Source organism: Cellulomonas xylanilytica (genome assembly GCF_007989805.1).
GTDB classification, from domain to species: domain Bacteria; phylum Actinomycetota; class Actinomycetes; order Actinomycetales; family Cellulomonadaceae; genus Cellulomonas; species Cellulomonas xylanilytica.
Genome location: NZ_BJUB01000012.1, coordinates 1 through 13111, shown reverse-complemented (window position 1 = coordinate 13111; position 13111 = coordinate 1). Strand labels below are relative to the sequence as shown.

At 73.7% G+C, this 13111-nt stretch carries 15 protein-coding genes; 1 reads left to right on the top strand and 14 read right to left on the bottom strand.

Annotated features, from left to right (window positions below):
• Window positions 1–19 precede the first annotated feature (19 nt).
• The 11 genes from CXY01_RS17150 to CXY01_RS17100 form a co-directional block, all read right to left on the bottom strand.
• On the bottom strand, window positions 20–292 hold the full coding sequence (locus CXY01_RS17150; RefSeq protein WP_056588984.1) for a WXG100 family type VII secretion target: 273 nt from the start codon (window positions 290–292) through the stop codon (window positions 20–22).
• Window positions 293–431: 139 nt separating this feature from the next.
• Entirely contained in the window at window positions 432–3287 is a 2856-nt protein-coding gene (locus CXY01_RS17145; protein WP_146929762.1) for a LysM peptidoglycan-binding domain-containing protein, read from the bottom strand.
• Complete coding sequence (locus tag CXY01_RS17140; RefSeq protein ID WP_146929759.1) at window positions 3284–3757, bottom strand: pilus assembly protein TadG-related protein; 474 nt, start codon at window positions 3755–3757, stop codon at window positions 3284–3286. The genes CXY01_RS17145 and CXY01_RS17140 overlap by 4 nt, the downstream gene beginning before the upstream one ends.
• Window positions 3754–4176, bottom strand: coding sequence for a TadE/TadG family type IV pilus assembly protein (locus tag CXY01_RS17135; RefSeq protein ID WP_222594577.1), 423 nt, complete (start codon window positions 4174–4176; stop codon window positions 3754–3756). The genes CXY01_RS17140 and CXY01_RS17135 overlap by 4 nt, the downstream gene beginning before the upstream one ends.
• 26 nt (window positions 4177–4202) lie before the next feature.
• Entirely contained in the window at window positions 4203–4622 is a 420-nt protein-coding gene (locus CXY01_RS17130) for a TadE family protein (protein WP_146929756.1), read from the bottom strand.
• A gap of 20 nt (window positions 4623–4642) precedes the next feature.
• Window positions 4643–4864 carry a hypothetical protein gene (locus tag CXY01_RS17125; RefSeq protein WP_246125454.1) on the bottom strand — a complete coding sequence of 74 codons (222 nt, stop codon included), beginning with the start codon at window positions 4862–4864 and terminating at the stop codon, window positions 4643–4645.
• A gap of 64 nt (window positions 4865–4928) precedes the next feature.
• Window positions 4929–5849: a type II secretion system F family protein gene (locus tag CXY01_RS17120; protein WP_146929753.1), complete on the bottom strand. Its 921-nt coding sequence runs from the start codon at window positions 5847–5849 to the stop codon at window positions 4929–4931.
• Window positions 5846–6820 carry a type II secretion system F family protein gene (locus CXY01_RS17115; protein ID WP_146929750.1) on the bottom strand — a complete coding sequence of 325 codons (975 nt, stop codon included), beginning with the start codon at window positions 6818–6820 and terminating at the stop codon, window positions 5846–5848. Before CXY01_RS17115 ends, CXY01_RS17120 begins: the two co-directional genes overlap by 4 nt.
• Window positions 6820–8133: a TadA family conjugal transfer-associated ATPase gene (locus tag CXY01_RS17110; RefSeq protein WP_146929747.1), complete on the bottom strand. Its 1314-nt coding sequence runs from the start codon at window positions 8131–8133 to the stop codon at window positions 6820–6822. The genes CXY01_RS17115 and CXY01_RS17110 overlap by 1 nt, the downstream gene beginning before the upstream one ends.
• An 11-nt stretch (window positions 8134–8144) precedes the next feature.
• Complete coding sequence (locus tag CXY01_RS17105; protein WP_146929744.1) at window positions 8145–8924, bottom strand: CpaE/TadZ family protein; 780 nt, start codon at window positions 8922–8924, stop codon at window positions 8145–8147.
• Between the two features lies 1 nt (window position 8925).
• Complete coding sequence (locus tag CXY01_RS17100) at window positions 8926–9654, bottom strand: SAF domain-containing protein (protein WP_146929741.1); 729 nt, start codon at window positions 9652–9654, stop codon at window positions 8926–8928.
• A gap of 303 nt (window positions 9655–9957) precedes the next feature.
• On the opposite strand from CXY01_RS17100, the gene CXY01_RS17095 reads away from it, so the two are divergent.
• On the top strand, window positions 9958–10926 hold the full coding sequence (locus CXY01_RS17095) for an FHA domain-containing protein (protein ID WP_146929738.1): 969 nt from the start codon (window positions 9958–9960) through the stop codon (window positions 10924–10926).
• Between the two features lie 162 nt (window positions 10927–11088).
• On the opposite strand, the gene CXY01_RS17090 is transcribed toward CXY01_RS17095, so the two are convergent.
• The 3 genes from CXY01_RS17090 to CXY01_RS17080 all read right to left on the bottom strand — a co-directional run.
• Window positions 11089–11442: a hypothetical protein gene (locus CXY01_RS17090; RefSeq protein WP_146929734.1), complete on the bottom strand. Its 354-nt coding sequence runs from the start codon at window positions 11440–11442 to the stop codon at window positions 11089–11091.
• 181 nt (window positions 11443–11623) lie between these two features.
• A complete protein-coding gene (locus CXY01_RS17085) occupies window positions 11624–12118 on the bottom strand; it encodes an Imm61 family immunity protein (protein ID WP_146929730.1) in 495 nt (164 codons plus the stop codon).
• A gap of 5 nt (window positions 12119–12123) precedes the next feature.
• Window positions 12124–13111, bottom strand: a 988-nt coding sequence (locus CXY01_RS17080; protein ID WP_146929727.1) for a TNT domain-containing protein, incomplete at its 5' end; no start/stop codon positions are given.

Here is a 13111-nt window from a genome sequence, read left to right as displayed (position 1 = left end):
GGCCGGGCTCCGACCGGACTCAGATACGGTCGGCCTCGCCCGTCGCCTGCGCGATGTTGTTGTGGTTCGTGCGCACGTCGGCCGCTGCGCCGTCGAGCGCCTCCTGGAGGCGGTCCAGGTTGGCCCGGTAGTCCTGCCAGGCGGTCCGGAAGTCGTCCGAGTACTTACCCGTCCAGACGGCGCTCTGAAGCCCGCTGTCGACCGCGGTCTTGATGTCGGCGGCCTGGAGGGCCTTGTCCTGGAACGTCTTGTAGAGGCTCTGAAGGGTACTGAGCTCTGCACCAACGGCCACGAAGATCTCCTCGTCTCAGGCCACACCGGGGCGGCGTGGCGACGCGTTGACCCTACCTGCTCGTCCCCGGACCGGGGAGACGGATCCACAGGAACCACCCGCGCGGCGACCCGCGTGGGTGGCACCAGCGGCCGGGGGCTCACGCCGAGCCGAGCACCGCGTCGTCGTACCCGGGGGCCAGCTCCTCGAGCAGAGCACGGGTCGCGGGCGACACCGTGGGCGCCCCCGCGGCGTGCAGCGTCGCCTCGAGGTCGCGCGCCACCGGACGCACCGCGTCGGCGCCGCCGAGCGCCGCCGCCGCCCGGACCAGGTCCCGCCAGAGCAGCTCCTCGGTGGGCGCGAGCCGGAGCCCGGCCCAGGCGACCGACTGCGCACCCGCCGGGTCGTCGCCGTCCCGGCACAGCACGACCAGCCGGTGCACCGTGTCGACCAGGAGTGCCTGCGAGGCGCGCTCCAGGCGGACGCGCGCCAGCCAGGAGTACCGGCCCGCGGGCCGCGCGGACAGCACCGCGCCGCGCGCGAGCCGCAGCGCCGCCGCGAGGTCGCTGCGCTCGGCGGCAGGGTCGGCCGCCCGACGCGCACGCGCCAGCAGCGAGCGCACCACGTCCCAGTCCACGACGACGTGCTCGCTGAGCCGCACGTGCCCGTCGTCCCCACGGACGAGGTTCGGCTTCCCGTCGACGTCCGTGCCCAGCCACTCCGCGGTGCGCGCGAACAGGCTCTCGCGCACCTCCGTCGTGACACCCCGCGGCCACAGGGCGGCCGCCAGCACGTTCGCGTGGGCACCCTCCGGGTGGAGCGCGAGGTACACGACGAGCTCCGTCGCCAGAGCCCGGCGGCTGTCTTCGATCGTGCGCGGGGTCTCGACGCGCGGCTCACCGAGCACGAGGACCCGCACGAGGGCGGCCTCGAGGTCGGCGGGCTCCACGGTGCGCGCAGGGGCGACCACGGGCGGGCGCTCGACGGCGCCCTCGTGCTCGATGGCGGCACGCTTCTCGTCGACCGCACGCGCCGGCTCCGGTGCCTCGGTGAGCAGCTCCCCGAGGGCCGTGACCTGCCGCGACGTGAGCCGGTTGGCGCGCACGTCCAGGTCGAGCACGCGCGCGCTGAGGCGCCCGTCGGCCTCCGCGACCAGCTGCCACCGGGCGCCCGGCAGGGCGCCGACGCACACGACGCCGAGCGGGGACCGCTGGCTCGTCGCGGTCAGCTCGACCAGCTGCTGCGCGGCGGACCCGACAGGGGTGGAGCCGAGCACGAGGTACTCCGGCACCCAGGTCCCGGCGCCCCCGCTGCGCAGGCGGCCGGTGAGCACGCTGGACCCGAGGACGTCGGCACGACGCTCGCGCAGCCGCGGCAGGACGTCCGCCGCGGACGCCGCGGTGTCGTAGCGCCCGCCGGGCAGCGCGTCCAGGCCGTCCGGCAGGTCCACTCCGGTCACGTGCAGCCCGTCCGACCACCGGTTGGTCACGAGCTCCGCCGCCCAGGCGCTGGCGACCTCGCGCGCCACGTCGAGGTCCCCGACGATCGCGATGGGACCCTGCGCCGCCTCGAGGTCGATGAGGACGTCGCGGTCGTCGGCGTCGCGTCCGAGCGACACGAGACCGGGGAACGGTGCGGTGCCGGTGCGGGCGTCGAGGTCGACGTCCGCGGCGTCGAGGCGCCACGCGGCGCCCGTGCCGAGCACCCGCCACGGCGCAGGAGCGGCCGTCGACGGGGGGCTGAGCCGGAGCTCGACGCCGGTGTCGTCGACCACCGCGCCGAAGACCCCGGGCAGCTCGTGCCCGGCCGCGCGCAGCCCCTCGGCCAGCTGACGCAGACCGCGGTCCAGCAGGATCGCGCGCTGCGGGTCCGCACCGATCCGCAGGGCCACCTCGACCTCGACCGCGTCCGGGGACGGCTCGTCCGTGCGGCGCCGGCGACGGAGCTGGTCCACCGCGACGAGCAGGCCGGCGGCCAGCAGACCGGCACCGACCAGACCCGCGGTCCCGATCCCGTCCTGGCTCTCCGCCTGGACGACGGCACCGCTGCCGGGGACCGACGTCTCGGCAGCGGCGGCCACGTCGGTCGCGGCCACGGGCGTCTCGATCACCGGGGCCGGCTCCACGGCGGCCACGGGCGTGACGATCGCCGTGACGCGCTCGACGCCGACCGCGTCCTCGGGCATGACGAGCAGCCAGTTCGGGTAGATGAGGCGCTCGAGGGTCAGCGCGTGCCCGTCGGGCTGGTCGCGGTGCTTGTTGAGCTCGAAGACCTCGTGGTACCGCCGGCCGTCACCGAGGGACCGCTCGGCGATGTCCCAGAGGTTGTCGTGGTAGCGGCCGTCGGGCGGCTGGACGACGTAGACGCGCTGGCCGGCGAGCTCCATGCCCTCCTCGGGGCTGAGCTGCATGTCCCCGAGCCAGTACGTCGTCTCGCCCTGGACGGCCGCCTGCTCCGTGGCGGCGGCGGTGGCAGCAGCGGTGTCCACGACGGGCGTGGGCGTCGCGGCCCCGCCGTCGACCGAGACGGAGATGCTCGACGCGGACGACGGACCGTGCTCGGGAAGGACGGACGCGACGGCGGCGGACGCCTGACCGGCGGCGGTCGAGATGAGCAGCACGCTGACGACGAGGACGCGTGCGAGACGCTGGCTGGGTCCCGCGAGCGGCACGCGTCGTGGCAGCCCGACACCGGACAGCGCCGAGCGGAACTCCACGGCGACGCACACCGTGAACTGCAGCCACGCGAGCCACACGACCCAGACGAGGACCGCCAGGACCTGCGTGATGTCGAGCGTCGCCGTCAGCTGGTCACGGCTCGGCAGCGACGTCGGGATCTGCGGCACGCCACCGAGCGACACCAGCGCGACGGGGATGCCCACGACCAGGAGCAGGAGCAGGAGCCCGGCGCCGAGGGCCGCGGCGCGGTTGCGCGAGTCCTCGGGGCCGTCGGGCTGCTGGAAGCGGCCGGGACCGATCTCGCGGTCGAGGGGCCCGCTCGCGGGTTCGCGTGTCATGGCGCTCCTGTGATCTCTTGGTTGATGCCGAGGGCGGCCCGGGCGGTCGCCGAGCCCTCGATCTCGAAGCTGTCGATGAAGGCGAGCTGCAGCAGGGACGTGGGGACCGTGTCGTTCACGACGACGCTGACCGTGCCGGCGTCGGACGTGACGGTGATCCGCCCGGCGGAGTAGCCGCGGGCGGTGAGGAACGCCGTCGCCTGCGTCCGTGCGGCCGCGGGGTCGATGCGCGCGACGCCCGACGAGCGCAGGGTGGCGTCGTCGATCTGGTTGGCGCCGGTCCGCGCCGCCTGCTCGGCGTCGTCCATGATCTCGACGCGCGCGTTGAGCGCCCGACCGCCGTCGGCCACGAGGCCGGCGAGCGCGAACAGCACGACGACCATGCCGACGACGAAGACCGAGGCGGAGCCGCCGTCCCGGGACGTGCGCCGCAGGCGCGCGCGGACGGCGTCGAGCATGCGACGGCTCACGGTCCTCCTCCTGTCCTGCGGTACTGGTCGAGCGGCGCGGAGCTCGAGCCCTCGACCCGGGCCGTTCCCGGCAGGCCGATGAAACCGAGCTCCGCCCAGGAGATCGTGCAGCTCACGTCGACCGTCAGCATCGCACCCTGCGCGAACGCCCCCCGGAGCTCGGCAGGCTGGCACGTCATCGTCGAGGGGACCGTCGCCGCCGCGGCGGCCCGGGCGGCGTCCACCGCGCTGTCGCGGTCGCGTTCGAGCGTCGCCGCCCGGACCGCGTCGCGCGCCATCGCCTCGGTGTCGCCCTCCGCCGCGACGTAGCGGCCGAACGCCACGATGAGGAAGAGCATCCCGAGGAGCACGGGGACGAGCACGACGATCTCGACCGCCATCGACCCGCGGTCCCGCTCGTGCTCGGCCTTGCTGCTCACCTCGGCTCCTCCCTGGTGCCCGGCGCTCACGCGTCGGGGCGGAACTGCTCGATCGGCCCCTGCACCGTGGCGGACACCCGCGGTGCGAACCCGTCGACGATCTCGAGCGCCCGGCCGGAGACGGTCACCCGCACCGTCTGGTCGTCGGGCTGCGTGATCTGGACCTGCAGGTCACGGAACGACGTCCCGCCGACGGCCGCGGTGTAGTTCCGCGCGTGCGTGCGCGCGTCAGCCACCGACTGCGGCGTGCCGCCGCCCACGCGGACCACCCGCGCGGTCTCGCGGGCGACGGCCCCCGCGACCTCGTTGCCGTACCAGGTCAGCGCGAACTGGATGGTCAGGAAGATGACCAGCATGAGGACCGGCGTGTAGAGGACGAGCTCGATCGAGCTCGCACCGTCGTCGCGCCGGACGCGCTCCGCGGCGCGACGGAGGGCCTCCCTCATGCGGCGACGGCGGGACGTGATCACGGCCCGGGGGCGTCCGGGATGACGATCGAGTTCGCCTCGTTGTTGATGAGGTTGAAGATCACGGCGCCGATCGCCACCGCGATCGCCACGAGGATCCCCGTGATGATGACCCACTCGATGGCGGAGGCGCCGAGGTCCTCGGTCGCGCGCACGCGCGCCCAGCGGCGGCGCAGCTCCGTCCCGAGGTAGACCATCGGGCTGGTGGGGGAGAAGTTCATGGGGTCTTCCGGTCCTTCCGTCGTCGGGCACGAGCTGATGAGTTCCGGCTGAGCCGGGCAGATATTACCCGGGCATCATGACTGTCACGATCGCTGGGTACACCAGGAACACGAGGAACCCGACCGCGAGGAGCAGCTGCGCGACGAGCATCGACTCCGAGCTCTCGCCGGCCTTGCCCTCCGCCTCGGCCAGCTCGCGGCGCCGCATCGACCCCGCGCGCGCCGAGAGCGAGTCGCGCACCTTGGCACCGTCCTCGGCGACGAGCGCCAGGGCCGCGGCGAGGTCGCGCAGCTCGTCGACCTGCAGCTCCTCACCGAGCGCGCCGAGCGCCGCCCAGGGGGTCGCACCGCGCAGGCGGGCCTCCCCGAGCGCGTTGCGGATCCGGACCATCGCCCAGCCGTCGCTGAGCTCCGACGCCCCCTGCAGCGCCTCGGGGACGCCGCGCCCGCCCGCGAGGCTCATCGCGACGAGGTCGAGGAACGACCCGACGACGTGCCGGAAGTCGCGCCGACGCTCCGCAGCGGCGGACCGCAGCGCCATCCACGGCACGAACATGGCGATCAGCGCGATGACGAGCGACAGGATCAGCGGGATGGACAGGTTCACGTCGAGCCGGAGGACCGTCGCGACGGCGCCGAGCACGAGCGGCACGAGGAGGCCGACCACCCCGGCGATCACCGACCGCGCCAGGAACGCGTCGAGGGTGAGGCCGACGATCGCCAGGTCGGACCGCAGCGGCCGCAGCTCGAAGCCGGCCGCGGTGACCCCGCTCGTCGCACGGCGTCCGATCGACTGCTGCCACGCCGGCGTCTGGGACCCGTTCGAGTCGAGGCCGAGGACAGCCGCCCGGGCGCGGCCCTGGAGCCGCTCCTGGTCGAGCCGTGCGAGCGCGCTGCCGGCGTGCGAGGCCGGCGGGATGAGCACGAGCACAAGGATGAGCAGGCCGAGCCCGATGATGGCGCCCGCGACCAGGACGCCGGTCACAGCGGCTTCTCCGTCGACGGGCGCAGCGCGGACGCCGGCGGAGACAGTGGTGCCGTCGCGATGGTGCCGGGCGCGGGCGCCGGTGCGCGGTCCGGGGTCCGGGTGGGCGTCGACATCGCCATCCGTTCGGGCGTCGCGACGAGGAAGCGCTCCGGCACGTCGACGCCCGACAGGCGCTTCATCCACCAGAACCCCGCGCCGAACAGGCCGATCACGATGAACAGCACGAGCTGTCCGGTGGGCGACGAGTACGGGGCGACGTAGTCCGGGCTGGCGATGGAGATGAGCAGGATCACGCCCAGCGAGAAGAGCATGACGATCTGCGCGGACCGCCGGGTCGAGCTGCGGCCGGCTGCCACGCGCTGACGCATGTCCAGCTCCGCGCGAGCGGACTCCGACAGCGAGGTGAGGACCTGGCGCAGGCCGGGACCGCGCAGGCGGGCGTTGAGGATGAGCGACGCGACGATCAGGTCCGCGCTCGGGTCGTCGAGGTCGTCCGCCAGGCGCTGCAACGCCGTGGGGAGCGGCACGCGGACGCGCAGGCGGTCGACGAGCAGCCGCAGCTGCGGCTGGATCGCCGGGGACGAGGCGTAGACGGTCGCGGGGATCGCCTGCTCCAGACCCACGGCACCGGCGATGGTGTCGCGCAGCGACTCCGTCCACGACGCGAGGCCCTCGATGCGTGCCATCGCCTGCCGCTCGGCCCGGGCGCCGCCGAAGAGCGAGTCCCACGACAGCACGACCGCGGCCGCGCCGAGCGCCGCGACGGGCCACTGGGTGATCAGCAGGACGACCAGCGCGACGCCCGCCGCGAGCAGACCGCGGCGACCGATCCGCTGGACGAGCGACGGGCCGCCGTGCTTGACGACGCCGTGCTCCTCGGGACGCGGACGCATCGCCACGAGGAGCACCACGACCCCGACGCCCACGAGGCCGCCGAGCAGGACGATGAAGAGCGTCGACGGAGACATCAGATCCCCTGCGAGTACGCGAAGCCGGGCTGGTACCCGACGGCGGCGAGGTCGTCGATGCAGGCGATCGGCGCGGCAGGCACGGCGACGCCGTCGGGTCCGGACGCGAAGATCTCGCTCGACAGCACGCGTCCGTCGATGCCGTTGACCTCACGGATGCTCGCGACGAACCGGCGCAGGCGGCCCCCGCTGTGGAAGTCGTTCTGCTTCTGCACGAACACGACGAAGTCGATGGCGCCCGCGATGAGCATCATCGTCGCCTCGACCGGCAGCCGTTCCGTGGACTGGATCGCGTACGTCGAGATGCGGTTGAACACCTCGATCGAGCTGTTCGCGTGGATCGTCGACAACGAGCCGTCGTTGCCCTGGCTCATCGCGTTCAGCATGGTGACGATCTCGTCGCCGAGCACCTCGCCGACGATCACGCGGCTGGGGTTCATGCGCAGGCTGCGCCGCACGAGCGCGGCCATCGAGATCATGCCGTTGCCCTCGGAGTTGGGCAGGCGCTCCTCGAAGGACACGACGTTCGGGTGCAGGTCCGGGAACTCGCCGAGCCCCAGCTCCAGGGCGCGCTCGACCGTGATGAGGCGCTCGTGCGGCCGGATCTCGTTGGCCAGCGCCCGCAGCAGGGTGGTCTTCCCGGCGTTGGTGGCCCCCGCGATCATGATGTTCTTGCGCGCGGCGACGGCGGCGGACAGGAACGCGGCCACCTCGTTGGTCATCGAGCCGAAGCGCACCATGTCGTCGAGGTGGACGCGCGACAGCCGGGCACGACGGATCGAGATCGACGGCCGCGCGCACACGTCCATGACCGCGGACATGCGGCTGCCGTCGGGCAGGCGGATGTCGAGCTGCGGGTTGGCGGAGTCGAACGGGCGGCTCGACAGGCCCGAGTACGCACCGAGGATCTGCACCAGCTCGATGAGCTCGTCGTCGGAGTCCGCCACCGGAGGCATGCGGGCCTCGCGGCCGTCGGCGTACTGGACGAAGACGTTGTCGTACCCGTTGATGTCGATGTTCTCGACCTCGCGGTCGTCGAGCAGCGGCTGCAGCCGGCCGACGCCGAACAGCGCCGCGTGGATGCCGGCGGCGACGTCCTCCTCGTCGACGGGTGACGGCGGCGTGCGTCCCGCGCTGACCTCGTCGCGGGCGTACCCGTCGAGCACGCGGTTGATGACGGCCCGGGCGAACTGCCGCTCGTCCTCTCCGGACATCGCGGGGAGCCCGCTGGCGGCGTCGTCGCGGCGCTGCCGCGCGAGGATGTCCGCGACCTCCTCGCGGAGGCGTCGGACGAGTCCCTGGTCAACAGCCATGATCCCCTCCTTCAGGCGGGTCTGCGGACGGCGCCGCGGCTGGCGGCGAGGGCGGCCACCGGCTCGACGAGCTGCCGGACGGAGCGGACGAGCAGGGAGCGGACGATCGGGCGCTCGAGCCGGCCCGCGACGACGTCGGCGGCCTTCTCGTCGAGCGCGACCTGCCCGAGCACGGTCGCCGGGAGGCGCTCGTGGGCGAGGAGCTGCCCGAGGTCGCTGAGCGAGCGCTTGTCGCGGTCGTCGGCCACGAGGACGACCCCGACCGCCGGCACGCGCGCGGTGGTGTCCTGGAGGTGCGCGAGCCAGCGCAGCCGCTCGCGCAGGTGGGCGAAGGACTCGAGCCGCGGCCGGGCGACGAGCACGAGCACGTCCGCCGACAGTGCGACCGGGAGCACGGGGCTCGACGCGGCCACGCGACCGCAGTCGACGATCACGTCGGTGCCGCGCACGGTCGCCAGCTCACCGGCGAGCGCCGGCCACACCGAGGCGATCCCGGTCATCTGCTCGGGCGTCGAGACCCCGCACAGCACGTCCAGGCCGCCCTCGATCTGCTGGAGGTGCTCACCGACACCGCCCTGGACCAGCCCGCGGCGGGCGTCAGCCGCGAGCGAGAGCAGCCCCCGCTCGGGGTCGAGCGCCGTACGGTCCGGGGTCCGGGCCAGCAGCGACACGTCGCCGCCTGCCGGGTCGGCGTCGACCAGGACGACCTCGGCGGGCCAGACGCTCGCCATCACGCGCGCGGTCGTCGTGACGCCCGGTGCACCCTTGGCGGAGCCGAACGCGACCAGCACGTCAGCCCTCCCCGTCGAGGGGCGCCCCGCGGGTGACGAGCACGGCGGAGAGCTGCCCCTCGGCCGCGACACCGGCGATGGCCGCGCCCTCGCCCGCGTCGACGATGAACGTCACGGTCGTCGCGCCCGAGCCGGTGGTGGACTCCTCGTCGGTCCCGGACGTCGAGCTGACCAGGGCGTTCGGCACCATCACCGTGCCCTTGCCCTCCGTGACCCGGACGAGCTGCACGATGTCGCCGGCGACCAGTCCCGAGGCCGGCGCACGACCCTCGGCGAGCGAGGCGCCGACGGCGACCTTGCCCTCCTGCAGCGTGCGGGTCGTGGTCAGCATGGTCGTGTCGAGCAGCTGGCCCTTGGTCACGGTGATGTCCGCGAACTGCCCGACGACCAGGTCCTCCTGCGACGCGGGGATCAGCAGCGTGCCCTCGGACGCGACCTGCGTGGTGGACACGTCGTCCGCGGTGATCTCCTGGCCGACCGCGATGTCCCGCGCCGCGATCAGCACCGGGACCCGGGTGTCGGAGCGCACCGCGAGGAGGCCCGCAGCGGCGGCGCCGCCGACGATGAGCAGCACCGCGAAGGCGGCCAGAAGTGGCCGGCGTTCGCGCGGCGCCGGGGGCAGCCGGTCCGTGCGGGCCGCTGCGCTCGCGGGCTTGAGGCCGCGGTCCTCGCGGGCGCGCCGCCGGTCCTGGGCGCCGTCGGGCGCGCTCGTGCTCGTGTTCACCGTCATGCTCGGGGGTCCGTACCTCACGCTCGTCCAGCCTCAGACCAAGGTCCGCACGACTATAGGCGAACCTGGGCGTGGGACCCGGGCGAAGTCGGGCACCTCGGGCGCCAGGGAGCGGAGGGCACGGTTACGATCGGGCGTCGACGAGCGGTCCTGGCTCCCCGCGCGCGGGTGGCGCCCTGGGGACGACCGGTCCGGCACCACGCCCACGCACGCACGACAGGAGAGCACGATGTCCGCAGCCACCCGGCAGGACCCGCGCACGCCGCACGGCCCGGTCCCGGCGCTCCTCGACGGGAGTGCACCGTGACGGGGACGCGACCCGAGGTCCTCGCGCGGTGGCCGCGCGTCCGCGCCGACCTGCGGACCGACGCCACGGGGACGCTCAGCGTGAACGACGTGGACCACGCGTGCTCCGCGGCGTCCGTCGCGCGGCTCCGCGCCGGCGTCCTCGCGCGCTGCGTCGCCGTCGCCACCACCGTGCACCGCCCCGTCCGCCTCGAGATCACCGACTCCCTCGGCACCCAGCAGCTCGCCGTGAGCCCCGACGGCACGGTCCGGGGGGCGCACGACGACGGGACGGTCGACGCCGTCGCCGAGCCGCCTGTCGAGGCGTCCCCGTGCCGCCGGTGCGACGTCCCGCAGCAGGTCACCACGACGACCTGCGCCTCCTGCGGGGTCCTCGAGCCGCTCCGGGTCGAGCTGGTCCCCGTCGCCGTGCTCGACGCCGACACCCTCGTCCACCCCGACGACGAGCTCATCGAGCGGCTGCGCGCCACGCTCGTGGACGCGGCGCCCCCTCCCGTGGTCCCCGTGACGCCCGTGCCCGCCGTGGTGGGCTCCGGCGCGTCCGGCCCTGCATCCTTCGAGAGCCTGCTGGACGTGGGGCTCGACCCTGAGCCGGTGGCCCCACGCCCCACCCGTGCACGTCGTGCCGCCCCGGCCGTCCGCGCCCGCTCGCTGCACCTGACCTTCAGCACGCAGGCCAGCGTCACCGCACCCGACGGCGTCTCCCTCGGCCGCGACCCGGCGCCCGCCGACGGCCGGCACCCGGTGCGCGTGGCCAGCCCGGGGATGCAGGTCTCGAAGACACACGCGTTCATCGACGTCGACGACCACGGCCGCCTGTTCGTCACCGACTGCCGCTCCACCAACGGCACGCGCGTCCTGTCCGAGCCTCCCGTGCGCCTCGACCCCGGCAGCCGCCACGAGATAGCCCCGGGCACGACGCTCGAGCTGGGCGACGTCCGCTGCACCGTGACCCTGGCGGACTGAGAAACCACCCGTCCGGCGCAGCCACCCCCGCACGTCTGGGTGAACTTGCTCCCGGCACCGCCGGCTGGTCCCGGGATCAGCGCCGAGTCGTCCGACAGGGCGCTCGACGTGTGCGACAGCGACCGCCAGCTCGTCCACGTCGACCGGCGTAGTGCCACCGGATCAGGGTGTTGCAGGGTCGGGCCCGTCGACCACGGACATCAGGTACTCGTAGTGCTCGAGCGACGAGCCCTGCAGGCGCGACTCAGGGACGGCGCGGACCTCCGCCGCGATGCCGGCCGGCAGGAGGTCGTTCGCGGCCAGTTCCGCCAACGCGTTCAGCTGCGACTCCAACGCGACGGCATCGTCCTCGTCGACGGCCAGCCACACGATGAGCTGGGCCACGACGAGCGCCTGGCCGGCGTCGAGCGCGCCCACAAGATCGGTGATGCCGTCGGCCGCCAGTCCGCGGCCCGACGGGTCGGACGTTGTCAGCTCGCGCACGAGCTGGACCAAGGTGGTGCTCGGAACTGTCATGGTGTGCTCCACGGGACGGGGATCTCGTGCGGCCACGGGATATGAGTGGCGTTGGCGGCTGCCGGGTCGAACCGGAGAACCCGAACGTCGGCTCCATCCACAACCGGACCAGCGCAGCGGGACGCGGACGAGTCCTGCGGGCGCTCCGTGTGGAGGTCTGATCTCGTCGACCGGAGCAGCGTCAGATGCTGCGGTCCTCGCGGAAGAGGGGTCCGCCGTCGGCCTGCATGATCGACGTCGTGATCTCGGCGAGGGGAGCGGTGACGACCCGGGCGAGGCGTGCGGCCTCGACCTCCTTCATCCCCCACGCGACGGGTTCCGGCTCCCCGACGACGGTCACGGCGAAGGCGCCGTCGTGCGGGACGACGCTGACTCCCTCCGGCGTGAAGGCGGGTCCGCCCCACGTCGAGATCCGGGGCAGACCGTTCAGGCCGCGCCAGTCGCTCGCGAAGGTCATCACGACGAACCGCTCGAGCACGTCCAGGCGTGGGGTCCGGATGCGCACGCCGGACAGCGCTCCGCGCGATCGCCACTCCGCGACGAGAACCGTGCCGTCCAGGGATACGGCGTACCCGACCTCGCCGTCGGTGATCAGCGCCGCCCACGGCCCCGACGGGACCTGCACGTCGATCCGTGCGCCGTCGAGAAAGCGCACGACCTCCTCGTGAAACGCCAAGCCTGTCATTGCAGGATGCCCCCAAAGGGATTGGTCGAACCGGGTGCGGCGGGCAGCATCTCGTCGACGGTGAGCGCCGTGTCGCCGTTCATGAAGCGCACCTGGATGCCCCCTCCGGGGCGGCCGAAGGCCGGCGCGATCTCCGAGACCTCGATCGTCACACCGGGAGGAAGGTGCCCGCTGAACGAGTAGTCGTGCACCGGGCGGTTCAGGTGCCCGGGCGGCAGGGCTCGCTCGCCGAACGTCGCTCCCGGGGGGACGCCGAGGAAGTCGCCCGACTCCGGGCCGATGCGGTCGAACTGGTCGCCGTAGACCTCCATGAACCGGTCGGCGTCCGTGAACTCGATGCGCGACCCCGGCACGGCGCCGCGGTTCGGGGGCCAGCGCGGCCAGCCGCTGCCGTCGACGAAGCGTCGTTCCCACTCGCGCTGGGTGAACGGCAGGCCGGTGACGGGGTCGATGCCCCACGGGTCGGACAGGTCGCCGCCGAGCCGCTGGATGTCGGGGTCGATGGTCGTCGGCACCTGGCTCCGGCTGTTGAGCGGGCCGAAGTCGAGCCGGGTCTGCCCGTAGAGCGGGTCCGGCTCGACGTCGGGCTGGCGCGACCAGCCCGGGCCTGACGCGCCGCCGTTGCGCAGCGGTCCGTACTGCTCGGCGTCGGTGCCGGGCCCCTTGCCGGTCAGCGGCTTGAGCCACTCGTCGAGCTTGCTGCGCCACGAGGCCGGCAGGTGCTGGAGGGTCTTCTGCAGGATCTTCCCGACGACGCCGACGCCGATCAGGGAGGTGATGGCCAGGGCGAGCTCGAGGGTGCCTTGCTTGACGAGGTCTTGGCCGTCGATCTTGCCTTCGCCCCAGTCGGCCACGACGTCGAGGAAGTCGCCGACGGAGACCAGGGTGAACCCGACGCCGAGGATCTTCAGCCCGAACGTGGCTCCGGCGATGGCACCGGCCGCGCCGCCGGGCACGGCTCCGACGCCGAACCCGAACACGGCA

Coding starts and splice junctions, on each gene's coding strand:
- CXY01_RS17145 (WP_146929762.1), bottom strand. CDS start 3,287: ATGACACGCGAACCCGCGAGCGGGCCCCTCGACCGCGAGATCGGTCCC.
- CXY01_RS17110 (WP_146929747.1), bottom strand. CDS start 8,133: ATGGCTGTTGACCAGGGACTCGTCCGACGCCTCCGCGAGGAGGTCGCG.
- CXY01_RS17100 (WP_146929741.1), bottom strand. CDS start 9,654: ATGACGGTGAACACGAGCACGAGCGCGCCCGACGGCGCCCAGGACCGG.
- CXY01_RS17090 (WP_146929734.1), bottom strand. CDS start 11,442: ATGACAGTTCCGAGCACCACCTTGGTCCAGCTCGTGCGCGAGCTGACA.
- CXY01_RS17130 (WP_146929756.1), bottom strand. CDS start 4,622: ATGAGGGAGGCCCTCCGTCGCGCCGCGGAGCGCGTCCGGCGCGACGAC.
- CXY01_RS17115 (WP_146929750.1), bottom strand. CDS start 6,820: ATGTCTCCGTCGACGCTCTTCATCGTCCTGCTCGGCGGCCTCGTGGGC.
- CXY01_RS17125 (WP_246125454.1), bottom strand. CDS start 4,864: ATGAACTTCTCCCCCACCAGCCCGATGGTCTACCTCGGGACGGAGCTG.